Below are 22673 nucleotides of genomic sequence, written 5' to 3'. Positions count from 1 at the left end.
TGACGATATAATGAACATTCATTTCTGAATGTTTACTCTCCTCGCCTCACCCCCAATAAGGATGTTGGTATGCCATCGTCACCCCCCTGGGCGATCAGTTTTCGCACCGCGCTACTTCGTGCCACTCTGTACACGCTCGCCATCGGCGGTATCGCCCAAGGCGGTTACCTGGAAGTGCTTTATTTGCCCGAGGTTCGCTACACCGAGCTTGGTTTTACCGAATTCACCCAAACCTTGGTATTGGCAAGCTGCTGCGCGCTACTGATCTATATTCGCCACGTATTGAAAGTATGGCCCACCGTCACGCTGCTGCTGCTGGCGTTTATCGGCGCATCGCTCGTGCGTGAGCAGGACTACTTTCTCGATCACTACGTGGCGGAAGACACCTGGAAATATCTCGTCGCGCTGATCGTGCTCCCAAGTCTTGGCTGGGTCATCTTTCACCGCCAGCGGTTTTTGGAAGAGTTTCGCCACTACAGCAACACCTTCTCGTTTGGTCTATTTGCGGCAGGCGTGCTGGTCACCTATATCTTTTCTCGCCTTTATGGACGCCAAGATTTTTGGCGAGCCGTGTTGCAAGAGCACTATATCCGTGACTTCAAAGACATTGCCGAAGAGGCCATCGAACTACTCGGCTACAGCTTGATTCTGTTTGCCACCATCGAGCTTCTCTTTCTCGCACGACGCATCTATCGCGCACGGCAAACGCCTTAACCAATCACTTATCCCCCCAGCCAAACACCGCTGACGCCCCGCATCAGCGGTGTTTCATTTTTTACATCTCGCTATACGTAAAGCCATTTGCGCCCTTGGCACCATCAACGTAGTGTCAGCCGATCTGTTTTCATAGGCATTTTTGCTAAACAATAACCTACCAACGATATAAACCTTATGACAAACCCACGAAATCGCGAAGAAAACCTGAACCGCGGAGCGTTCACACGCTTTCTCGATAGCGTCGAATGGCTGGGAAATCTATTACCGCACCCGGTCACACTGTTTGCCATTCTCTGTGTACTGGTCGTGCTGGCTAGCGGTATCGCTGCCGCCCTGGGCGTATCCGTCGCCGACCCGCGCCCCGCGAACGAGGGCGAGTGGATTGCGGTGAATTCACTGCTCAATGCGGAAGGGCTACGCCTTCTCGTCACCAATATGGTGACCAACTTCACCGGTTTTGCACCTTTGGGCACGGTGCTGGTGGCCATGTTAGGAGTCGGCGTTGCCGAACACTCCGGCCTATTATCGGCGAGTATGCGCGCGCTGGTGCTCAACCGCTCTCCGCGCATCGTGACTTACGCCGTAGTGTTTGCCGGAATCATGTCGAACATGGCCGCCGAGCTTGGCTATGTGGTGCTCATTCCGTTGGCCGCAATGATCTTCCATTCCTTGGGTCGCCACCCACTGGCCGGCTTGGCAGCGGCTTTCTGCGGCGTTTCCGGTGGCTATAGCGCCAACCTTTTGATCGGCACGGTCGACCCGCTGCTTTCCGGCATCACCCAAGAAGCCGCACGCCTGCTCGACCCTGCCTACGTCGTTGGCGCTGAGGCTAACTGGTTCTTCATGTTTGCCAGCACGTTCTTCGTCACCCTGATTGGCGGTTTGGTTACCGAACGCATCGTCGAACCCAAGCTTGGCAAATTCGATTCGGCCTATGCCGATAGCGACATCGACCAGCATCGTATGGATGGCCTGACCGCTACAGAGAAACGGGCACTCAAAGGTACGGGCTTAGCCGCCCTGGCGCTGGTAGCGTTAGTGGCCGTCATGGTGGTGCCGGAGAGTGGCATTCTGCGCAACCCAGAGACGGGCCTCGTGAGCGGTTCGCCGTTCCTACGCGGCATTGTGGTCATCGTTGCCATTGCGTTCACCGTACTGGGCTTTGTCTATGGCCGTTTGGCGGGCACCATGCAAAACGATCGCGATATCGTCGATGCCATGGCCAAAAGCATGAGCAGTCTCGGCCTCTATATCGTGCTGGTGTTCTTTGCCGCTCAGTTCGTGGCGCTGTTCAACTGGAGTAATTTTGGCACCGTTACCGCCGTGGCGGGCGCTGACCTGCTGGACTCCATTGGCTTGCGAGGCCCCGGTCTGTTTGCGCTGTTCATTCTCATGTGTGCCTTCGTCAACCTGTCGCTGGGTAGCGCCTCGGCGCAGTGGGCGGTCACTGCCCCTATCTTCGTCCCCATGCTGATGCTCATGGGTTACGCGCCCGAAGTCATTCAGGCGGCGTATAGGATCGGCGATTCCGTCACCAACCTGATTACGCCCATGATGAGCTACTTTGGCCTGATTCTCGCGGTGGCGACCCGTTATCGTAACGACATGGGCATCGGCACGCTGGTCGCTCTCATGCTGCCTTACACGCTGTTCATGCTGATCGGTTGGAGTGTGCTGTTCTTTATCTGGGTGTTTATTCTTGGCCTACCGGTTGGTCCAGGCTCTGCCACTTACTACACGCTCTAAGCTTTAAACGGCATAACATAAAAAGCCCGCCGTTCAGAGAACGGCGGGCTTTTCGGTCTTCGTGGCTACTCTATTTCACCACTCACTCTTCACTACTCGCGGCTTTACTCGTCTAGGAACGAACGAAGCGGTTCTGAGCGGCTGGGGTGGCGCAGCTTGCGCAGCGCTTTGGCCTCGATCTGACGAATCCGCTCGCGGGTGACGTCAAACTGTTTGCCCACCTCTTCCAGCGTGTGGTCGGTGTTCATGTCGATACCGAAACGCATACGCAGGACTTTCGCTTCGCGGGCAGTCAAACCACCCAGCACGTTGCGGGTCGCTTCGATCAAGCCTTCGCCGGTGGCCATATCGATCGGCAGCAGCATGGTGCCGTCCTCGATGAAATCCCCCAGATGCGAATCGTCGTCATCACCAATCGGCGTCTCCATGGAGATCGGCTCTTTGGCAATTTTAAGCACCTTACGCACCTTGTCTTCCGGCATTTCCAGACGCTCGCCTAGCTCTTCCGGCGTCGGCTCGCGCCCCATCTCTTGCAGCATTTGACGGGAGACGCGGTTGAGCTTGTTGATCGTCTCGATCATGTGGACCGGAATACGAATGGTCCGCGCCTGATCGGCAATCGAGCGAGTGATGGCCTGACGAATCCACCATGTCGCATAGGTCGAGAACTTGTAGCCACGACGGTATTCGAACTTGTCCACCGCCTTCATCAAGCCAATGTTGCCTTCCTGAATCAGATCGAGGAATTGCAGGCCGCGGTTGGTGTACTTCTTGGCAATCGAGATCACCAAGCGCAAGTTCGCCTCGACCATCTCTTTCTTGGCACGACGTGCTTTCGCTTCGCCAATCGACAGCTTGCGGTTGACCTCTTTCAGATCGGCTACCGAGAGCTGCACCATGTCCTCTTCGAAGGCAATCTTGCGCTGAGAACGGGCGATATCGGCACGCAGTGGCTCTAAGCGGTCAGCGTACTTGGGCTGCGCTTCTTGGAAGGCGTCCAGCCACGTCTGATCCGACTCGTGGCCCGGGAACGACTTGATGAACGTCTTGCGCGGCACCTTGGCTTTCTTGACGCACAGCTGCATGACCGCTTTTTCTTGGGCACGCACCTGCTCGACGCTGATCCGCACTTGGCCTACCAGTCGCTCGAAGTGCTTCGGCACCAGCTTGATCGGCGAGAACAGCTCGGCGAGGCGCTCCTGTTCGAATTTCAATTCGGAGCTACCACGACCGTGTTTGGCCAGCGCGGCTTCCACCGCCGCGTTCTGCTCACGAATCTGCTCGAAACGCGCTTTAGCCTCTTCTGGATCTGGACCGCCTTCGCTGGCGCTGGTGTCTTCTTCGTCATCGTCGGCGTCGCTATCGATATCGTCATCGTCGCTCAGCTCGGTATCGACGTCAGGTTCCGGCGTTTCTGCCTCGGCAACCCCGGGGATACCTTCGTCGGGGTCGATGAAGCCAGAGAAAAGATCGGATAAGCGCCCAGGCGCTTCTTCGTCCTGAGTGGCGTCGTAGGCTTCGAGGATCGACGCGACCGCGCCCGGCAGATACGCCAGTGCGGACATCACTTCCCGCGTGCCTTCTTCGATTCGCTTGGCGATTTCGATTTCGCCTTCGCGGGTCAAAAGCTCGACCGTTCCCATTTCACGCATGTACATGCGCACGGGGTCGGTGGTGCGACCTACGTCGCTTTCCACGGCGGCGAGCGCCGCAACGGCCTCTTCCGCAGCGGACTCGTCCGTGGAGTGATCCGACATCATCAAAGTGTCTTCATCAGGCGCTTCCTCAACGACACTGATACCCATGTCGTTGATCATGCCAATGATGTCTTCCACTTGATCCGGGTCGGCGATATCCTCGGGTAGATGGTCGTTGACCTCGGCATAGGTCAGGTAGCCCTGCTCCTTGCCGCGCGCGATCAACTCCTTCAGACGTGACTGCTGCTGCGCATTTCCAGCCATAGAAACCCTATCTCGACGAAGAAGAATGAAACACCTGGGGCGCTGAATCGATTAAACTCAACAAGCCGAACAGTATAGCGTAAATAGCGGGATTTTTTCCAGCGAAACGTATTTGCGCGGTCATTCAGGTGTGTTAGGTTGTTCGGTTAGGCCAGCGCCTGGCGACTAGCCCTGTATATGGTGTTGAAGCGTCGTAATTCAACCCCTCGCTATGTATTGCTCTTGACTGGTCTGTCTCCTGAGCGCTGAACCAGCTCCATCATCAGACTTGCCAATCGCTGACGCTGCTCCTTATTCAGTCTCTGTCCAGAGCGCTCCAGCGCCAGCAGCGCATCGTACTCTTCCTGAGGCGAGCGCTTGCGCTGCTTTTCTAGCAAATGCTCGACCAAACCATTGAGCTCCGCCTCCCGGGTGCTTTTCGGAATCAGCAGCTCACGCTGGGCGAGCTCGGCCAACACCTGACCCTCATGGCTACCCTGAAAATGCGCCAGCACCACCTGCGGACTCCGGTAGCGCCCGGCGCGCAGCAGCGCGATCAGGTCGCGACACAGCGGTGCCTCTTCACTGTTGTCGGGTAGCCACTCCAACGTCTCGGGCAGCACCGTCACCAAGCGTGGTTCGTGAAGCAGTAGCTGTACGATCCGAGCCACCGTCGATAGCGCCTGCAGCTTCGCTCCCTGACGGCGGCGGGCAGCAGGGCGTGAAGCCTCGTCCGCCACCACCGGCTCGAGCGCCGCGTCATCCACCGGCTCCCACTGCGGCGATGCGCTGGCGGAAGCGGTGCGCTTATCCAGCAGCGCCTGAAGCTGCGACTGGGCCAGCCCGCTGCGTTTGGCCAGTGACTCGAGCAGTAGCGATTTCAGCATACCGTCAGGCACCTTGTTCAGCGCCTCCAGCACTTGACTCGCAAATCGCTCGCGCCCTTCCACCGTATTCAAATCGCGCCCCTGGGCGGCCTGCTCGAAGAGAAACTCCGAGAGCGGCATCGCACAGGTGACACGATCTTCGAACGCCTCACTGCCCTCTCGACGCACCAGCGAATCCGGGTCGTCACCCTCCGGCAAAAACAGAAACCTTGCCTCGCGCCCATCGATCATCTGCGGGAGAGCGGTTTCCAGCGCGCGACTTGCCGCCTGGCGGCCCGCCCGGTCACCGTCGAAGCAGAACACTACTCGGCTCACCAAACGAAACAGGCGGCTCAAGTGATCTTCCGTGGTCGCCGTGCCCAACGTAGCGACGGCGTTATGAATGCCGAACTGAGCCAGCGCCACCACGTCCATATAGCCTTCGACCATCACCAACTGCTCGAGTTTGCTAGACGCTTGACGCGCCTCGTACAAACCGTATAGCTCGCGCCCTTTATGAAAGACAGGCGTTTCTGGTGAATTGAGATATTTGGGCTGTTCATCCCCCATGACCCGGCCGCCAAAGCCTAGGGTACGACCACGCAAGTCGCGGATGGGAAACATCACTCGGTCGCGAAAACGGTCGTAGGTGCGCCCAGTGTCTTCGCGGTGGATCAGCAGTCCGTACTCGACCTGTACCGGCTCGCCGATCCCTTTTGCCGACAGATGCTGCTTGAGCGCCTCCCAGCCACCCGGCGCATAACCAATACCGTAGGTGTCGATGACCTCTGGCGACAGTCCGCGGCCCTGCAGGTAGCGCTGAGCACTTTGACCCTCCTGCATTTTCAGCCGCTCGCGGTAGAAGCTGGCGGCCACTTCCAGCAGGTTGACGCCCTCTTTACGCTTTTTCTCGCGCTGCTGAGCACGCGGGTCATCCGCCCCCTCACGGGGCACGTCGAGCCCTAAACGCCCGGCCAACTGCTCTACCGCTTCGGGGAACGGCAGCTTGTCGTACTCCATCAAAAAGCGCAGCGCGTTGCCATGAGCGCCACAACCAAAGCAGTGGTAAAACTGCTTGTCGGCACTCACCGTGAACGACGGTGTTTTTTCCTGATGGAAAGGGCACAAACCGGAGAAGTTACGACCCGCTTTCTTAAGCTGCACGCGCTCGCCGACAACCTCCACCACGTCAACGCGGCCGAGCAGGTCGTCAATGAAACGCTGTGGAATTTGGCCTGCCATGAACTGCGGGCATCCTCGCGCGAAGCGCTAATGGGCGGGTCTAACGTCATCAGACAACGCGCCTGATCACCTTAAACCGCGCAAAACACACATCACTGAACGAAAAACAAACGGCCACCTAGTGGCGGCCGCTTGGCATCCCTCTTGGGATAACCGGTCAATTGCGCTGGCTATCCCCAGGTACGGATCAATAGAGCCGTTCGAAACGCTTACGCTCACGCTGCAACTTCTTAGCGTGACGTTTTACGGCAGCGGCCGCTTTGCGTTTACGCTCAGCAGTCGGCTTCTCGTAGTGCTCGCGACGACGTACTTCAGACAGAACGCCAGCTTTTTCGCAAGAACGCTTGAAGCGACGCAGGGCGACGTCAAACGGCTCGTTATCACGTACTTTTACAGAAGGCATTAAGCACTCACCTACCTTAAGGAGTCTTGAGTTCGGATAGTACGCACACCGAACACAACGGTGTACGACCCAGTTTTACAGCGCACAGTAGTCTAGTCGCGGTTGGCGATCTTTGCAAATGCTTACGCCCCTCTACTGCCATAATGCTAGACTAGCCGGTTTGTAACCTCTGCCTTACCACCTACACGAGTTCTTTTGCCATGCGCGTACTGGGCATTGAAACGTCTTGCGACGAAACCGGCGTCGCCATTTACGATACCGCGTTCACCGGCGGGCGCGGCCTGTTGGCCGATGCGCTGTATAGCCAAATCGCCATGCATGCGGAGTACGGCGGCGTCGTGCCGGAGCTGGCCTCCCGAGATCACACCCGCAAGCTGTTGCCGTTGATCGAGCAAGTATTGAAAGACGCCCAGCTCACCCGCCAAGACCTGGACGGTATCGCTTACACCGCCGGACCGGGCCTCGTCGGCGCTCTGATGGTTGGCGCCAGCACTGCCCACGGCATGGCCAAAGCGCTGAACATACCGGTGCTGGGCGTTCACCACATGGAGGGCCACCTGCTCGCCCCGATGCTGGAAGATGACGCCCCCGATTTCCCGTTCGTGGCCCTTCTGGTCTCGGGCGGCCACACTCAGCTAGTCGAAGTACAGGGGTTAGGGCACTACCAACTGCTGGGGGAGTCGGTGGATGACGCCGCCGGGGAGGCTTTCGACAAGGCCGCCAAAATGCTCGGCCTTGCTTATCCAGGCGGACCGCTGGTCGCAAAGCTTGCCGAACAGGGCGACCCGACGCGCTTTCGTTTTCCGCGCCCAATGACTGATCGTCCGGGGCTGGACTTCAGTTTCTCAGGCCTTAAAACCCACACCCTAACGGCCATTCGACAGCTAGAAGCGGCAGACGAACTGGATGATCAGGCGAAGGCCGACGTTGCGCGAGCCTTCGAAGAAGCCGTCGTCGATACACTGGTGATCAAATGCCGCCGCGCCCTTGACCAAACCGGCCTAAAACGCATCGTGATGGCAGGCGGCGTCAGCGCCAATACTCGCCTGCGTGAACGGCTAGCGCTGGAGACCCAAAAGCGCCAAGCCCGTGCTTATTACCCTCGCGGGCGCTTTTGTACCGACAACGGCGCCATGATTGCCTATGTCGGTGCGCAGCGCTTGGCAGCCGGCGAGCGGGATGACAACGGCGTGATGCAGGCGACCCCTCGCTGGCCGCTCGATACGCTTACCGCACCACGGTAGCTCTCGCGCCTATCCGCGTAGGGGCGGCTCTTCCCTGCGGCGCAAACGGCGAATATTGAGGCCATGGCGGGCCAATACGAGCAGGCTAAAGCCCCCTACGACGCTGACGTAGCCGGGGGCTAGCCAGAGACACAGCAGCGGTGCCAACAGCGCGCTAACGAGCGATGCAGCCGCCGCCGTGCGCAAACGCCACGCGAGTAGCGCCCAGCAAAGCGCCGTGAGCAGCGCCACGCTGGGTACCAGCACCAACAGCACGCCAAACGCGCTGGAGACCGACTTTCCGCCGCGAAAGCCGTGCCAGATCGGATAGCTATGACCCAGCAACACGGCCAGCCCCACAATACCCTGCAACCATACCGGCAGCGCCAGCAGCTTGGCAGCCAGCACTGCAGGCACCCCTTTTAACGCATCGAGCAGCAGCGTGGCCGCTGCGAGCCTTGGACCATATAGGCGGAGCACGTTCGAAAATCCTGGGTTGTAAGAGCCGCAAAACCGTGGATCCGTCACACCGGCCCACCGACATACGCTCACCGCCGCCAGCCAACTACCGCTCAAATAACCGATTACGATCCATATCATGGACTGCCTACCCTGGCATGGGCGGCCGACGCCGCTGCCTTACTGTCGTTTCAGGTCATCCTCAAGTACAATCGCCCGCTTGTTGACCCTGGGGGAAGGCCTGTGGACCGCATTTTGATCGAAGCACTCACCGTCGACACCGTCATCGGTGTGTACGACTGGGAACGCACGATAACGCAATCGCTGAGCCTGGATCTATCGCTGGCAACGGATATTCGGCCAGCGGCCGCCACGGACGAGCTACGCCTAACGCTGGATTATGCCGCTATCTGCCAGCGAATCCAGCAGTTTGCCGACGAGCATCAATTCGCCTTGGTGGAAACGTTCGCAGAGCGCCTTGCTGCCTGCTTGCAGCACGAATTTCCGATCAGTTGGCTTCGCATGACCGTCCGCAAACCCGGTGCCGTTCCTCAAGCGGCCAGCGTCGGCCTGGAAATCACGCGCGGCACGCTGCCGGAGGCCACGCAGGACACATCGTCATGAATCTGGTCACACTCAGCTTGGGCAGCAACATCGATCCTGACACCCATATCCGACTTTGCCTAGACGCCCTGGAAGATACCTTTGGCCCGCTGCAGATATCACGCATTTTCGAAAGTGAGCCGGTCGGCTTCAACGATAGCCGCAACTTCTACAACTTGGTGGTCGCTTTCTATAGCGACTGGTCGGTGAGCGAGCTTCAAGCATGGTCCAAAGAGCTCGAAATCGCCCACGGCCGAACGCCGGACATGATGAAATGCAGCCCCCGCGCGCTGGACATCGACCTACTGACCGTCGGCGATGCCTGCGGGGTCATCGATGACGTCGCGCTGCCGCGTGGCGAAATCACCCGTAACGCCTTCGTGCTTCAACCCCTGGCGGAGCTTTTGCCCAACACGCGCCACCCCGCCTGCCAAACCCCCTATGCCACACTCTGGAAGCGCTTTACCTTAGGCGACCAACGCCTATGGCCGATCGATTTTCACTGGCGAGGCCGCTGGATTTCCCAAGCCGACCCGCAGTTCCGGGTGGCCATAGCGCGCTAGCGCGACGCCCCCTCGTCTAACGCGCCTGCCACCGCTTTTTGGCGATGCTGGCGCAGCGCGTCTCCTAGGGCGGCGCCACGATACCCCTCACCGAGCAATGCCTGGGGGCTCACTGCCTGAGCGGCTTGCCACGCCTTCTTAAGCCGGGGTTGGCGCGCCGGTGCCAAACGGCTGACAAGTTGTAACTGCGCAATGACTTGAGCGGGTTTGCGCCAGCCATCCAAGCGCTCCAACCAGTGCAGCACTCGCTCATCGTCGAGCGGTTCATCGAGCAGCGCTTTCGTCAGCGCGGTATGGCGGGCCAACTGCGCCACCGCGTTGGGCAGCCGCAGCCTGCTCGCTAACGCGTCGCGCTGCTCATCACTAAGCACCGACACCAATAGCGCATAGCGCCAGTGGGCCAGCGCGGGTGACGAGGTCTCAGGCGCGCTGGCTAGCGCATCGAGGGCAGCAGCCAACGTTTCGTCATCGGCAAGTTCCGGCCACCAAGTGGCCAGCGCTTGGCACTCGTGTAGCGTCGTGAAATAGCGCTCTGGATTGGGTTCGCCAAGCGCTTTTTCGGTCTCGACCCACACCCGCTCTGCGGCGAGATGGCCAAGTTCGCCGCTTTCACTGACATGACGCATCAACGCCTGGGTATCTGGGGCGATGGCAAAGCCCAGATGCGCATAGCGAGCTAAAAAGCGCGCGGTACGTAGCACCCGCAGCGGATCTTCGCTGAAGGCAGGCGATACGTGGCGCAACAGGCGTTGCTGGATATCCTGCCGACCGTGAAACGGGTCGGTCAGCGCTCCGTTAGCCCCTTGAGCGATGGCATTGATCGTCAGGTCACGCCGTGACAGATCTTCCTCCAGCGTCACGTCCGGGCTGGCATACACCTCGAAGCCCCCGTAGCCATGACCGGATTTGCGCTCGGTGCGCGCCAGCGCATACTCCTCTGACGTATGGGGATGCAAAAAAACCGGAAAGTCGCGACCCACAGGCTTGAAGCCCCGCCGACGCATGTCGTCCGGCGTCGCCCCTACTACGACCCAGTCGTGATCGACCACCGGCCAGCCCAGCAGCGCATCCCGCACTGCTCCACCTACCCGGTACACCTCTAACCCTTGGGTAAGAGCATCCTGTTGAAACACTTAACGGCCTCCTTGCTGGCTAATCACGCAGGTGCGCTCGCCGGTCTCCAGATTCATAGCGGTCAACGCGCCGCCCCATACACAGCCGGTGTCCAGCCCCTCGACGTTGATCTTGGCGTGGGGCGTGCGCCCCTCCAACGCGGCCCAGTGGCCAAACATTAGGCGTATATCATCCTGACGTGGAAACTGGAACCAGGGAGCGAATCCATCAGGGGCGCTATCGAGCCCCTCTTTGGCCGCAAAATCGAGACGCTCCTGGGTGTCGATGAAGCGCATCCGGGTCAACACGTTGACGATACAGCGCAGACGATCCATGCCTTCCAGGTCGTCCCGAAAACGATCCGGCTGATTGCCAAAAAGCTGGGACAGAAACTCGCCCGAACGCTCGCTCTGAAGTGCCGACTGCACTTCACCGCTAAGCGCTAGCGCCTGCTCGGCACTCCAACTTGGCAGTAGGCCCGCGTGCGCCATGAGCGTACTCTCCTCGCGCACGACCAGGGGCTGGTTCTGCAGCCAATCCAGCAGCGACTCACGCTGGGGAGATGCCAGAATATCGTCCAAGGTATCGTTCTTTTTCAACTTGCCGCCCCCACGAGCCACCACCAGCAAATGAAAATCGTGGTTGCCCAGCACGCAGCGCACGGCCCCCCCCAACGCCTTGGCCTCCATCAGGCAAGCGAGCGAACCAGGGCCGCGATTAATCAGATCCCCTACCAGCCAAAGCCTATCCTGGGCCGGGTTGAAGCGTAGTTTTTCCAACAGGCTGACAAATTCGGCATGGCAACCATGGAGATCGCCAATGGCGTACGTACTCATAGGCTAAGGCCTTGTGATGAATGGAATGAAAATGATGGACAACACGCCTAACGACTCAAGGGAACGCCTCGGCGTTATCTCCCTCCGTCAGCACAAAAATTCTGGAGCAATCGGCAAAGTTACATCACTATGTACTCAGACAGCTCGCGACTCTCTGTTAAGGATAACGGTACGCTAATGAGCCCTTACTTTCCGCGTCACTCCCCGATCGATCTTGCCCGCCGAGACGTTTTAAAATGCCTGCTTGTTTCGACAGGCACCGTGCTCACCCTAAGCCGGTGGCCGATAGCGGCTGCACAATCCGTCTCTCCACCGGCGCCGGCACTGGTGAACGGTTGGCTGCTAAGCGCTGAAGACCGCTAATGTATCTCGCCTTTGACACCCTCGCGACCCAAGCAATCGACTACGACATCTGCATCATCGGTGCCGGTGCAGCCGGAATCGCCATGGCCGTGACGCTGGCTGAGCAAGGGCATCGTACGTTGCTGTGCGAAGGTGGAGAGGCCTCTTACAGCGAGCGCTCCCAAGCCATTTACCGAGGCGAGGTCGTCGGCGACCCCTACATTCCCCTGGATGACGCACGCCTACGCTATTTAGGTGGCTCTACCAATCACTGGGGCGGGGTATGTAGGCCTTTGGACGCCCACGATTTTACTGCAAAGACGGCCGCTCCTGATACGGCTTGGCCAATTACTCAAGAGGCGCTCGCGCCCTATTACACCCACGCCGCCAAGCTGCTAAACTTAACGCAACCCCATGCTGATTACCCGGTGCCCGGCTCAGGATTTGAGCGTATTTACTTTTCTTTGGGCAACCCTGTGCGGCTGAAAGATAAATATGCCGCCACACTCAATGCGTCTGCCCATGTTGAGTACTGTCTGACGGCCAATTTGGTGGCGCTTGAACGTCACGCTGGCCGAGTCGAGCGCGCCACCTTGCGTAACTTTCAGGGGGATGAGTGCCAGGTTCGTGCACGATACTTCGTACTCGCCTGCGGCGGCATCGAAAACTCGCGACTGCTGCTGTGGTTAAACCAGCAATCCAATGGTCAGCTTATCCGCGACGCATCGACATTGGGTCGCTATTGGATGGAGCATCCGCATGCTTCCGTGGGCCAAGCACTGCTGTTTGAACCGCAGGCGCTGGGGCTGGATCAAGAGTACAACGTCTTTTTATCCCCCACTCCCGATATGCTTTCCAAGCGCCAGTTGCTCAACTGCGGCCTGCGCTTACACCGCATGAACAGGGAGGCCACTCAGCAGTTGATCGATACGCTGTCACAAGACGCGCCAGCACTTGGAGAACAGCTCTCCACGTGGCAAGCCCAAGGTCGCGTCATGCATGGCGTGATTCTACGCGCCGCCTGGGAGCAGGAGCCGCGTTTCGACAATCGAGTGGCGCTGGATACGGAGGTCGATGAGTTCGGTATCCCACGCAGTCGGCTTATTTGGCAGCAGTCAGCGCTAGACCGCCACACCATTCGCGACAGTATGCTGCTACTTGGAGAACACCTGCTCAACCAGAATATCGGGCGCTTAAAGCTCGCTGATTGGTTAGCTGCCCAGCCTGTCGTAATGCCCAGCGAAGGCGAGCTGGCGGGGCGCCACCATATGGGCGGTACTCGGATGAGCCATCGCGCCTAACAGGGGATCGTCAATAGTGACTGTCGCCTGTTCGACCAAGAAAACATGTACTTAGCGGGGTCAAGCGTGTTTCCAAGCGTCGGCCACGCCAACCCTACGCTGACGATCGTTCAACTGGCGTTGCGCCTTTGTGACCATTTAGATCGTCAACTCAGGCGACCGTCCCACGCCTGATCAGCGTCAATGTAGCTGCCGTGGAACGGCGAGCCGAAACGGTGCAATGGGCACGTCGAAGGCTCGTTGGGTATAGGTATTGAGCAGCGTATAAGCCCCCTCCATCACCCCCACCGGCGTTTGTAAGATCGCTCGACTGGTGTAGCGAAAACGCTGACCAGGGCCAATCAGCGGCTGCTGGCCCACCACGCCTTTGCCGCGTACCTCTTGGCTATCGCCGCTGCCCTGGGTGATCTTCCAGTAACGCGCCATTAGCTGCACGCTATGTGGGCTTTGATTGTGGACCGTTACGGTGTAACTAAACACGTAGCGGGATTCACTGTCGCTCGACTCGGCATCACGAAACTCGGGCGTAACGCTGACCTCGATCTCCAAACCACTCACCCCTCGTCGCCTCCCTGGCGGTCGTTGTCTGCGCTGGCCGACTCGTTGGCCGCGACCTGATTGGCGATGGTGACGTACTCCGCCACCGTCAGGGTTTGCGGGCGTCGCGCCGGGTCGATGCCCAACGCTTCCAACGTCTCGGCGCTGACCCGCCCTTTCAGGTTATTGCGCAGCGTTTTACGCCGCTGCCCAAAGGCCAGCTTGACCAGTTCGAACAGCAGGGCCGGATCGTCGGCGATGTGGGGCAGGTGCTCAAAGGGAGTGAGACGCACGATCGCGGAGTCCACCTTCGGGCGCGGCACGAAGGCCTCCGGAGGCACGATGAACAGCTGATCGACCTGACAGTAGTACTGCGCCATCACCGACAGGCGACCCCAGTCGGTGCTGCCCGGCTCGGCGGCCAAGCGCTCCACCACCTCTTTCTGCAGCATGAAGTGCATATCGGCGATGGCGCTACCCATACTCAGCAAATGCACGATCAAAGGCGTGGAAATGTTGTAAGGCAGGTTACCCACTACCCTCAGCGCCGGGCCCTCGCCCTTGAGCTCGGCAAAATCGAACTTCAGCGCGTCGCCTTCATGAATCACGAATTCAGGGTAGTTAAAAAACTGTACTCGCAAGCCTGGAACCAGATCGCGGTCCAGCTCGATCACCTCCAGCTTTCCCGCCGCTTCCAGCAGCGGCGCCGTCAGTGCACCTTGCCCGGGGCCAATTTCGACGAGTCGGTCGCCTTCGCGTGGCCCAATGGCGCGGACGATACGCGAAATGATGCCGAGGTCACGCAGAAAGTTCTGACCGAAGCGTTTACGAGCACGGTGCTGCTGAGGCACTTGAGACATCTAACAGTGTTCCTTGGAGGGTTGATTCATGAAGCGGCCAGGGAGCTGGCACGCTGAGCGGCAAGCCGCTGCGCGAGGGCAAGCGCGACGCCCAGGCTATTGGGGTCGGCAGTACCGTGGCCCGCCAAATCCAGCGCGGTGCCGTGGTCCACCGAGGTACGCACCAGCGGCAGCCCCAGGGTAATGTTCGCGGCCTGACCAAAGCCGGCGTATTTTAGCACTGCCAAGCCCTGGTCGTGATACATCGCGAGAACGGCATCGATCCCGGCCAAATGACGCGGCGTGAATAGCGTATCGGCGGGCAGCGGCCCTTGGATATCCAACCCGTCGGCACGCAGCGCGTCGAGGGCCGGAATGATCGTGTCCAGCTCTTCGCGCCCCAAATGCCCTTCCTCCCCGGCATGGGGGTTGAGGCCGCACACCGCAATGCGCGGATTCGAGATGCCGAATTGGCGCTTCAAGTCAGCGGCCAGCAGGCGAGTAATCTGGGTGACCCGCTCGAATGTGATGGCATCGGCCACGTCACGCAGCGGCAGGTGAGTCGTCACCAGCGCCACGCGCAAATCGCCGCTGCCTTGCCAAAGCGGGTTCTTGGCATGCAGCGCGGCATCGGTCGCCAACAGCATCACCACCTCATCGACGCCACAGGCGTCGCGCAACCACTCGGTATGGCCGGTGAAATGGGGAAAACCCCCTTCGATGATGACCCCTTTATGCAGCGGCGCGGTGACCATAGCCGCAGCCTGCCCTGCTTGGCAGGCGTCTACGGCGATTTGCAGTGTCTCCAACACGTAGCGGGCATTGGCGGGATCGAGCACCCCAGGCGTGGCAGGCGCTCGCAGTGTGGCGGGCCACACCACCAAACGCCCTGGAGAGGATATATCCAAGCCACCCGGCGTGGCCTCGACGACCTCTACGGCCAGCCCGAGCAGCGCGGCGCGCTGGCGCAGAATCTGCGGGTCACCCACCGCCACCGTGTTGGCTAATTGCCCACGAGCGGCCAGCATCAGCGCAAGCTCTGGCCCGATGCCCGCGGGCTCACCGGTGGTCAACAGCAGCGGCCGCGTCATTAGAGACGAATATCCACGAAGGCCTGTTCACGGATTTCACGCTGCCAGGTTTGCAGCTCTTCGTTGGCACGACGCTGGAAAATCGCTTGGCGCACCTGCTCACGACGGCTCTCTTCGGTCACGTCCTGACGGCGACGCTCCAGCACTTCGATGACGTGATAGCCGAACTGCGAGCGCACAGGCTCGGAGAGCTGGTTCGGGCTGAGAGACGTCATGGCTTCTTCAAACGCAGGGACCGTTTGTCCAGGGCGTACCCAGCCCAGGTCGCCGCCGTTCATGGCGCTACCACGATCGTCGCTGTACTCACGGGCCACCGACGCGAACTCTGCGCCCTGCTGTAAACGCTGGCGAGCCTCTTCTGCGCGGGCACGGGCTTGGTTCTCGTTACGCGTAGGCGTCAGTTCCACCAGGATATGGCGGGCACGGGTTTCTTCGATAAAGGCTTGGCCCTGCTGCTGGCTCGGCTGCTGGCTCAAGAAACGCTCCACATCGCGATCGGAGACCGTGACACGCTGACTGATCTGGCGCTGCTGTACTTGGCGCATCAACATTTCACGACGTACGTCTTCGCGCACGTCGGCCAGGGTAATGCCGTCGGCTTCTACCGCATCGGCAAACTGGTCCAGCGTCATGCCGTTGGATTCGGCAATGCTGCGCAGCTGGCGGTTGAGTTCGGTGTCATCCACGCTCAGATTGGCTCGGCGGGCCATTTGCAGCTGGATTTCATCCATGACCATACGCTCCAACACTTGCTGGGCCAGCTGGTTACGCGGCGGCAAATTGCCGCCCTGAGCCGCTGCTTGCTGCTCCACCTGGGCAATGCGGTCATCCAACTCGCTGCGCATGATGACGCCATCATTGACGACTGCGACGACGCTATCCAACTGCTGACGCTGGGCCGACTCGAAGTTTTGCGCATGAACGGTCAGCGGAACCAGCGCCGCACCCGTGCCCAGGCAGAGCACCATCAGGCTGCCTGCGGACAGCTGGGTGGCTCGTTTCTTCAGCGCGCAGCTCAGCAAGGTCTTTCTGATCATCATAAAAAGTCTCTTTCAGTCGCTATTTTAAAGTGGTCGTTCATAAGGGCGTGGGACGGTAGCCAGGAATCGCCTGTTCAAAGTAGCCGTCGGCCTCTTGGCCCACGCCACCTAGACCACGAAACACGAAGCGCAAAAATAGCCCGCGGTCGTTGAAGTCATCGCCAACCCGCGCCGTATCGTTGTCGTCGATCCATTCACGCCATACCAGCTGTACGCCGTAGCAGCAGTCGTTCCACTGCAGGCCCGCGAGCTGTTCCAAGGGACGGTTGTTGGTTTGATCGTGCAGGTAGCGGCCAATCAAATCAATCCTTGGGCTCGCTTTCCACGCCAGCGAAAGATCCCACTCTTCACGGCTGTAGTCGCGGAAACCATCGTCCCCCGGCACCACGCTCGGATCGAACCCTTCGATCTCCCAACGGTAGCCAAGGTTCACTACGTGCCCCTCCGGATGGCGATAGCGAACGTCCACGCTGGATCGCTCGGTCTGTTCACGCTCATCATCGTAAAGCCACTCGTAACCGGTACTCCAGCGATCCGATATTTGCCAATCCAGGCGAGTGACCAGCGGAGAGCGGTCACGGGTGGCCTGATAGCGGCTTTCCGGATTCACGGAAGGGTCTTCGCTGGGGCGCGGCGGCAGCGTGTCCGGGTCGCCTTCGCTATCGATGCGCCGCTCGGAGAAATAGTAACTTTGACCGACGCCGAAGGTGAGCCGGTCCCGACCAGCGCTATCTTCGATCAAGCGTGACTGTACGCCGAGCGAGACGCGGTTGAGGTCGCCCACGCGGTCAGCTCCAGAGAAGCGGTGCGGCGACCAGAGCTGATCCCAGGAGAACGCCCGCTCACGACTATCGAAATCGGGTAGTTGGGTCTGGTCGGTGCGCGGCACATAGGCATAGTTCACCCGGGGTTCGAGGGTTTGGCGATAATCGCGCCCGCCGAGCTCCAGTTCACGTTCGAAGACCAAGCCGCTATCGATGGAGGTGATCGCCACGCTGCGCGAAGGCGAGGTGGCGCGATCGGTCACCCGATCGCCATAATCCAATTCGTACGCGGTGTGCCAAAGCTCGGTGCGCGGCTCGATATAGCCCCAAGGCTGCTCGTAGCGCCAGCCCACGGCGGGCGTCAGGTGCAGGCGCGAACCGATGGCCGCTTCGCGTTCAGGAACTCGCCGCTCATCCACGTCGCGCCAGAAGTAGGTCGCGTTCGAGCGCCACTGCGTATACAGGCCGTTGTCTAGCTGCCAGTTGGCGTTGGCGGTCAAACTCGGCAGGCGGTAGAACGGACGATCGGTATCGCTGAGCGGGTCTTCCAGGCGCTGAAAGCCCTGGGCCCTTGCGTCGAGCTGCCAGCGCTCACCGCGATAATCGACCTGGGCCAGACGCTCCATACTGACGCGGTCGCTGTTGCCGAACTCGCCGCCAAAGTCGTCGAAATAGCGGCCATCGCTGGCCGCGCCGTAGCGCAGTCGATAGTCGCTGCGCGGCGTGAGCCGTCCTGCATGCTGAGCATCAATGTACCAGCGGTCGTCGCCTTCGAAGCGGTTATCGCCGTTATTGGTGCCGCCGTCGCTATCGAGATAGCCGCCCTCCACCAAGCCCTGGCTACCCTCGAGCAGGTAGCGATACTCTCCGTTGAGCAGCAGACCACGGTCCGACATCCAGCGCGGGGTAATGGTGGCATCCTGGTTCGGTGCAATGTTCCAGTAGAAAGGCTGCGTATAATCGAAGCCATCGCTTGAGAAGCTCACTGACGGCGAGAGCAGCCCGGTATGGCGGCGGTCATCGATGGGGAAACGCAGCCACGGCCAGTAAAATATCGGGACGTCTTTGACTTCCAGCCGCGCGTGACGGGCGGTACCAAACCCCGAGGCTTGATCGAGACGAATATCGCTACCCACCAGTTGCCAGCTATTGGCACCGGGGTCACAGGTAGTAAACGTAGCCTCCTGAAGGCGGTACTGATTTTCGCCAGTCTGCTCTAGCTGTCGGGCTTGCCCACGCAGATGCTGTTCGTAAAGCACGTAGTGGCTGTTACGCAGCGAGGCGCGATCTTCGTTCAGCATCAGCGTGGCTTGTTCACCGCGCACGAGGGCCTGTCCATCACGAATGGCCAGGCTCCCCTCGGCATCCACCCGCTGGCGATCCGCCGGAAGAAAGACGCGCTCGGCCTCCAGCTCGGTATTACCTCGGCGCAGCACCACATCGCCCCGCAGCAAGGCTTCGCCATCGGCGGCGTAGTCCACTTCGTCGGTTTCCACCGAAAGCGTTTCTGGGTTCTGTTCCGCTGGCAAGCGGTAGCCGGGCATCACATAGCGCCCCCGGCATAGCTGTTGCGACGCTTCGTCTTGGCGCCAGGCCTGCCAGTCCAGCGCCTCTGCGGGCAGGGTTGGGTCCTGTGCCACCGCTGAAAACGAGGCGCCAGCGAGCAAACTGCCCAGCAGCGTATGCGCAACCGGTACGGTGCGCGAGATTCGCTTGCCCATGTTCGTTATCCTTGGCATCCAGAATCGGTATTATACAGCCCGCATGATGCCCGACCAGCAAGGAGCTTGCATGTCCTCTTCTCGGATCGACGCCCTCACTCAGTGGGCGGCGCAACACCACGGCCTCGACCGTGCCACTCTTCGCCTCTCTGCTGCGGGCGGTGACGCCAGTTTTAGGCGCTATTTTCGGCTAACGCTACCGGATGGCAACACGCAAATCATCATGGATGCGCCACCTGCCCAGGAGGACTCCGCGCCGTTTGTGACCATCGGCCAGCGCTGGCACGCCGCCGGGCTACCGGTTCCCGCCATTCACGCCAGCGACTTGGAGGCCGGCTTTTTGCTGCTCGACGATCTGGGCGATACGCCGCTGCAGGCTACCTTTACCGACCCGGCACGCACGAAAGAGAACCACTTGGCGGCGCTGTCACTGATTGCCGAGTTGCAAAACCGCGCCAATCCGGCCGCTCTTCCCGCCTACGATGCCGCCCTGCTCGCCCGGGAACTGGATCTCTTTCCCGAATGGTGCCTGGAGCGCTGGCTGTCGCTATCCGCTCCCGGCAGTTGGGAAACACTGCGCACGGGCTTGATCGAGCGCGCCCTAGAACAGCCGGTGGTGAGCGTTCACCGCGATTTCGATGCGATGAATCTGATGTGGCACGATCAGACGCTTTATATGATCGACTTTCAAGACGCCGTGGCAGGCCCGCTCAGCTACGACGTCATTTCGCTGTTGCGAGGTCGCTACTGCCGTTTCAGCGCTGACCAGTTTGCCGCGCTAGTGAGTACCTTCTATCAGCAAGCCCGGCAAGAGGGTCGCTTGACCCGCTCGGTGAGCGAGGCTGCCTTTTTGGCCCAGTGCCACGCGATGGCCGCCCAACGCTCGCTCAAAGTCCTGGGCATTTTTTGTCGATTGACGCTGCGTGACAGCAAGCAAGGCTACTTGGCCCGCCTGCCGCACTTTTTAACCCACTTGGAAGATAGCTTAATGGCCCTTCCCGAACACGATGAGTTTGCCGACTGGGTCCGCGAGGTGCTGCGTCCCGCCATTCTCCAGCGCCTGGAGGCATCAACGCCATGAAAGCGATGATCCTAGCGGCGGGCTTGGGCAAACGGATGCGCCCACTCACCGACCACTGCCCGAAACCGCTGCTGCCCGTAGCGGGCAAACCGCTGATCGTCCACCACCTGGAGCGTTTGAAGCGTGCGGGCATCGAGGAGGTGGTGATCAACGTAAGCTACCGTGCCGAGCAGATCATGGGGGCGCTGGGTGATGGCTCGGCACACCAACTGCACCTTCACTGGAGCGTGGAGCCACAACCACTCGAAACCGGCGGAGGCATTCGCAAGGCGCTGCCTCTGCTAGGTGAGGCGCCGTTTTTACTCGTCAATGGCGATGTGTGGTGTGATCGCCTGCCCAGCGCGGCCGCGCTGACAGAGGGCGATCTTGCCCACTTGATCTTGGTGGACAACCCGGAACACCACCCAAACGGCGATTTTGCCCTCGACCGGGGCCGCGTTACGCCAATGGGAGAGCCACGCCTGACCTACTCCGGTATTGGCATCCTACACCCCGAACTCGTCGCTCGAGAGCCCCTTGGGGCGTTTGCACTGGCACCGTTGCTAAAGCAAGCCATGGCCAAGCAACGAGTCAGCGGTGAGCATTTTTCCGGCCACTGGGTAGACGTAGGCACCCCGAAACGGCTCGCCGAACTGGAACAGCATCTGGCGCAGCCTTGACGCCTGTTAACCGCGCGCGATGAAGCCGTGCGCTGTCGCCTAGAAATGTTATGCTGCGCGACTTACCTATCGTCGCCAAGATGAGGAGAGCAACGTGAAAGCACGGGTAAAATGGACCGATGGTCGTCAGTTCGTCGCAGAGTCGGGTAGCGGGCACAGCGTAGTGATCGATGGTCCGCCCGATCACGGTGGCCGCAATACCGGCCCGCGGCCGATGGAAATGCTGCTGATGGGCATGGGAAGCTGCACCGCTTTCGATATCTTGAACATTCTCGATAAGGCCCGCGCCGATGTCACCGACTGCGTGGCGGAGCTCGACGCCGAGCGTGCCGACGAAGTGCCCTCTGTGTTTACCAAGATTCACGTCCACTTTGTCGTTACAGGCCGCAGCCTGAAAGAAAAGCAGGTACAACGGGCGGTAGAGCTGTCCGCGGAGAAGTATTGCAGCGCCTCGATTATGCTCGTCAACGGCGGCGTCGAGATTACTCACTCCTTCGAGATTATCGAAGCTTGAGCCCTGCGCCGCGAGACGGTCGCTCTGCGTCAAAAAAAATCGCCTGGCCGGATGCAACCCACGCCACGGGCGGGCATAATACGCCCGCTTGTTTCTCCCCCTACTGCGTAGTGCGGGGCCGCGTCGGACGTCGCGGCTGCTTCAGCACGGTAACAAGTGTTTATCGGTTCCGGCGCTGGATCGTCGGGGTGTCTTCATCTGCCATAGGGAGGTTCGGACGTGTCAGATAATCTCCGACTCCACGGGTTCAACAACCTGACCAGCTCGTTGAGCTTCAATATTTACGACATCTGTTACGCCAAGACCGAAGAGCAGCGTGCGGCTTACATCGACTATATCGATGAGCTTTACAACGCCGAACGTTTGACGCAGATTCTCAAGGACGTGACCAATATCATCGGCGCCCACGTGCTGAATATTTCACGCCAGGATTACGAACCCCACGGGGCGAGCGTCACCATCCTGATCGCCGAGCACGAGCTGGATGAACCCACGCCGGGTCAAACCGAGCCGGGGCCGGGCCCGCTACCGGAAACCGTGGTCGCGCACCTGGACAAGAGCCACGTGACGGTGCACAGCTACCCAGAATCGCACCCGGACAACGGCATTAGTACCTTCCGTTTGGATATCGATGTCTCGACCTGTGGTCATATCAGCCCGCTGAAAGCGCTGAACTACCTGATCCACAGCTTCGACTCCGACATCGTGACCATGGATTACCGCGTACGTGGTTTTACCCGGGACGTGGATGGCAAAAAACTGTTCATTGATCACGATATCACGTCCATTCAGGACTACTTGGCAGAAGATACCAAGCAGGCCTACCAGATGATTGACGTGAATGTGTATCAAGAAAACATGTTCCACACCAAGATGCTGCTCAAGGATTTCGAACTGGATAACTACCTGTTCGGCACCTCACGTCGCGACATCACCTTCGAAGAAGCACGAGACATCGAAAGCCGTCTGCGCAAAGAGATGCTGGAAATTTTCTACTCCCGCAACCTCGACTAATACATGGCTGTAAGACCGCCTCGATACCAATGAAAAGCTGCCCGCGGGCAGCTTTTTTC

At 59.7% G+C, this 22673-nt stretch carries 22 protein-coding genes; 11 read left to right on the top strand and 11 right to left on the bottom strand.

From position 1 onward, the window contains the following. Positions 1–69 precede the first annotated feature (69 nt). Together MHM37_RS04770 and MHM37_RS04765 are read left to right on the top strand one after the other, a co-directional pair. Positions 70–714: a hypothetical protein gene (locus tag MHM37_RS04770; protein ID WP_139526521.1), complete on the top strand. Its 645-nt coding sequence runs from the start codon at positions 70–72 to the stop codon at positions 712–714. Between the two features lie 177 nt (positions 715–891). Then, entirely contained in the window at positions 892–2463 is a 1572-nt protein-coding gene (locus tag MHM37_RS04765) for an AbgT family transporter (RefSeq protein WP_239295944.1), read from the top strand. 104 nt (positions 2464–2567) lie between these two features. On the opposite strand, the gene rpoD is transcribed toward MHM37_RS04765, so the two are convergent. From rpoD to rpsU, 3 genes are all read right to left on the bottom strand, one after another. Continuing rightward, the gene (gene rpoD, locus MHM37_RS04760; protein ID WP_139526519.1) at positions 2568–4424 is read right to left on the bottom strand and encodes an RNA polymerase sigma factor RpoD; all 1857 of its coding nucleotides are present in this window, start codon (positions 4422–4424) and stop codon (positions 2568–2570) included. A 209-nt stretch (positions 4425–4633) separates the two neighbouring features. Next, on the bottom strand, positions 4634–6511 hold the full coding sequence (gene dnaG, locus MHM37_RS04755) for a DNA primase (RefSeq protein WP_239295945.1): 1878 nt from the start codon (positions 6509–6511) through the stop codon (positions 4634–4636). A gap of 187 nt (positions 6512–6698) precedes the next feature. Next, entirely contained in the window at positions 6699–6914 is a 216-nt protein-coding gene (gene rpsU / locus MHM37_RS04750) for a 30S ribosomal protein S21 (RefSeq protein ID WP_016416934.1), read from the bottom strand. A gap of 200 nt (positions 6915–7114) precedes the next feature. On the opposite strand from rpsU, the gene tsaD reads away from it, so the two are divergent. After that, entirely contained in the window at positions 7115–8158 is a 1044-nt protein-coding gene (gene tsaD / locus MHM37_RS04745) for a tRNA (adenosine(37)-N6)-threonylcarbamoyltransferase complex transferase subunit TsaD (RefSeq protein ID WP_139526517.1), read from the top strand. 9 nt (positions 8159–8167) lie between these two features. Here the strand turns inward: tsaD and plsY are convergent, their stop codons facing one another. Then, a complete protein-coding gene (gene plsY, locus MHM37_RS04740) occupies positions 8168–8737 on the bottom strand; it encodes a glycerol-3-phosphate 1-O-acyltransferase PlsY (RefSeq protein ID WP_239295946.1) in 570 nt (189 codons plus the stop codon). A 102-nt stretch (positions 8738–8839) separates the two neighbouring features. On the opposite strand from plsY, the gene folB reads away from it, so the two are divergent. Next, positions 8840–9220: a dihydroneopterin aldolase gene (gene folB, locus MHM37_RS04735; protein ID WP_139526515.1), complete on the top strand. Its 381-nt coding sequence runs from the start codon at positions 8840–8842 to the stop codon at positions 9218–9220. After that, positions 9217–9762: a 2-amino-4-hydroxy-6-hydroxymethyldihydropteridine diphosphokinase gene (gene folK / locus MHM37_RS04730; RefSeq protein ID WP_239295947.1), complete on the top strand. Its 546-nt coding sequence runs from the start codon at positions 9217–9219 to the stop codon at positions 9760–9762. Before folB ends, folK begins: the two co-directional genes overlap by 4 nt. Here the strand turns inward: folK and MHM37_RS04725 are convergent. Next, complete coding sequence (locus MHM37_RS04725) at positions 9759–10895, bottom strand: polynucleotide adenylyltransferase (RefSeq protein WP_239295948.1); 1137 nt, start codon at positions 10893–10895, stop codon at positions 9759–9761. The genes folK and MHM37_RS04725 overlap by 4 nt on opposite strands. Then, positions 10896–11711 (bottom strand): symmetrical bis(5'-nucleosyl)-tetraphosphatase, encoded by an 816-nt coding sequence (locus tag MHM37_RS04720; RefSeq protein ID WP_139526512.1) that lies wholly within the window; start codon positions 11709–11711, stop codon positions 10896–10898. It lies immediately after the preceding gene. Positions 11712–12073: 362 nt separating this feature from the next. Here MHM37_RS04720 and MHM37_RS04715 point away from each other — a divergent pair, with 362 nt between their 5' ends. Next, entirely contained in the window at positions 12074–13354 is a 1281-nt protein-coding gene (locus MHM37_RS04715; RefSeq protein ID WP_239295949.1) for an FAD-dependent oxidoreductase, read from the top strand. Between the two features lie 6 nt (positions 13355–13360). Next, the gene (locus tag MHM37_RS17085; protein ID WP_343218244.1) at positions 13361–13528 is read left to right on the top strand and encodes a GMC oxidoreductase; all 168 of its coding nucleotides are present in this window, start codon (positions 13361–13363) and stop codon (positions 13526–13528) included. A gap of 6 nt (positions 13529–13534) precedes the next feature. On the opposite strand, the gene apaG is transcribed toward MHM37_RS17085, so the two are convergent. The 5 genes from apaG to MHM37_RS04690 are packed head-to-tail and all read right to left on the bottom strand — an operon-like array spanning position 13535 to position 19346. Beyond that, the gene (apaG, locus tag MHM37_RS04710; RefSeq protein ID WP_139526510.1) at positions 13535–13912 is read right to left on the bottom strand and encodes a Co2+/Mg2+ efflux protein ApaG; all 378 of its coding nucleotides are present in this window, start codon (positions 13910–13912) and stop codon (positions 13535–13537) included. Beyond that, on the bottom strand, positions 13909–14751 hold the full coding sequence (gene rsmA, locus MHM37_RS04705) for a 16S rRNA (adenine(1518)-N(6)/adenine(1519)-N(6))-dimethyltransferase RsmA (RefSeq protein ID WP_139526509.1): 843 nt from the start codon (positions 14749–14751) through the stop codon (positions 13909–13911). The genes apaG and rsmA overlap by 4 nt, the downstream gene beginning before the upstream one ends. 26 nt (positions 14752–14777) lie before the next feature. Continuing rightward, complete coding sequence (gene pdxA / locus MHM37_RS04700) at positions 14778–15821, bottom strand: 4-hydroxythreonine-4-phosphate dehydrogenase PdxA (RefSeq protein ID WP_239295951.1); 1044 nt, start codon at positions 15819–15821, stop codon at positions 14778–14780. Continuing rightward, a complete protein-coding gene (locus tag MHM37_RS04695; RefSeq protein ID WP_139526507.1) occupies positions 15821–16861 on the bottom strand; it encodes a peptidylprolyl isomerase in 1041 nt (346 codons plus the stop codon). The genes pdxA and MHM37_RS04695 overlap by 1 nt, the downstream gene beginning before the upstream one ends. Before the next feature lie 37 nt (positions 16862–16898). Further along, the gene (locus MHM37_RS04690) at positions 16899–19346 is read right to left on the bottom strand and encodes an LPS-assembly protein LptD (protein WP_139526506.1); all 2448 of its coding nucleotides are present in this window, start codon (positions 19344–19346) and stop codon (positions 16899–16901) included. Positions 19347–19416: 70 nt separating this feature from the next. Between MHM37_RS04690 and MHM37_RS04685 the strand changes: the two genes are divergently transcribed. From MHM37_RS04685 to speD, 4 genes are all read left to right on the top strand, one after another. After that, a complete protein-coding gene (locus MHM37_RS04685) occupies positions 19417–20427 on the top strand; it encodes a phosphotransferase (protein WP_153842598.1) in 1011 nt (336 codons plus the stop codon). Beyond that, the gene (murU, locus tag MHM37_RS04680) at positions 20424–21086 is read left to right on the top strand and encodes an N-acetylmuramate alpha-1-phosphate uridylyltransferase MurU (protein ID WP_153842597.1); all 663 of its coding nucleotides are present in this window, start codon (positions 20424–20426) and stop codon (positions 21084–21086) included. Before MHM37_RS04685 ends, murU begins: the two co-directional genes overlap by 4 nt. A gap of 94 nt (positions 21087–21180) precedes the next feature. Beyond that, the gene (locus tag MHM37_RS04675) at positions 21181–21600 is read left to right on the top strand and encodes an OsmC family protein (RefSeq protein ID WP_139526503.1); all 420 of its coding nucleotides are present in this window, start codon (positions 21181–21183) and stop codon (positions 21598–21600) included. Between the two features lie 219 nt (positions 21601–21819). After that, positions 21820–22614: an adenosylmethionine decarboxylase gene (speD, locus tag MHM37_RS04670; protein WP_044629679.1), complete on the top strand. Its 795-nt coding sequence runs from the start codon at positions 21820–21822 to the stop codon at positions 22612–22614. The last annotated feature ends 59 nt before the right edge of the window (positions 22615–22673 follow it).

Origin of the sequence: Halomonas sp. MMH1-48 (assembly GCF_022348105.1) — a bacterium.
GTDB lineage: Bacteria > Pseudomonadota > Gammaproteobacteria > Pseudomonadales > Halomonadaceae > Vreelandella > Vreelandella piezotolerans.
Note: the sequence above shows the minus strand (reverse complement) of the source record. Positions and strands in the feature narration are given on the sequence as shown.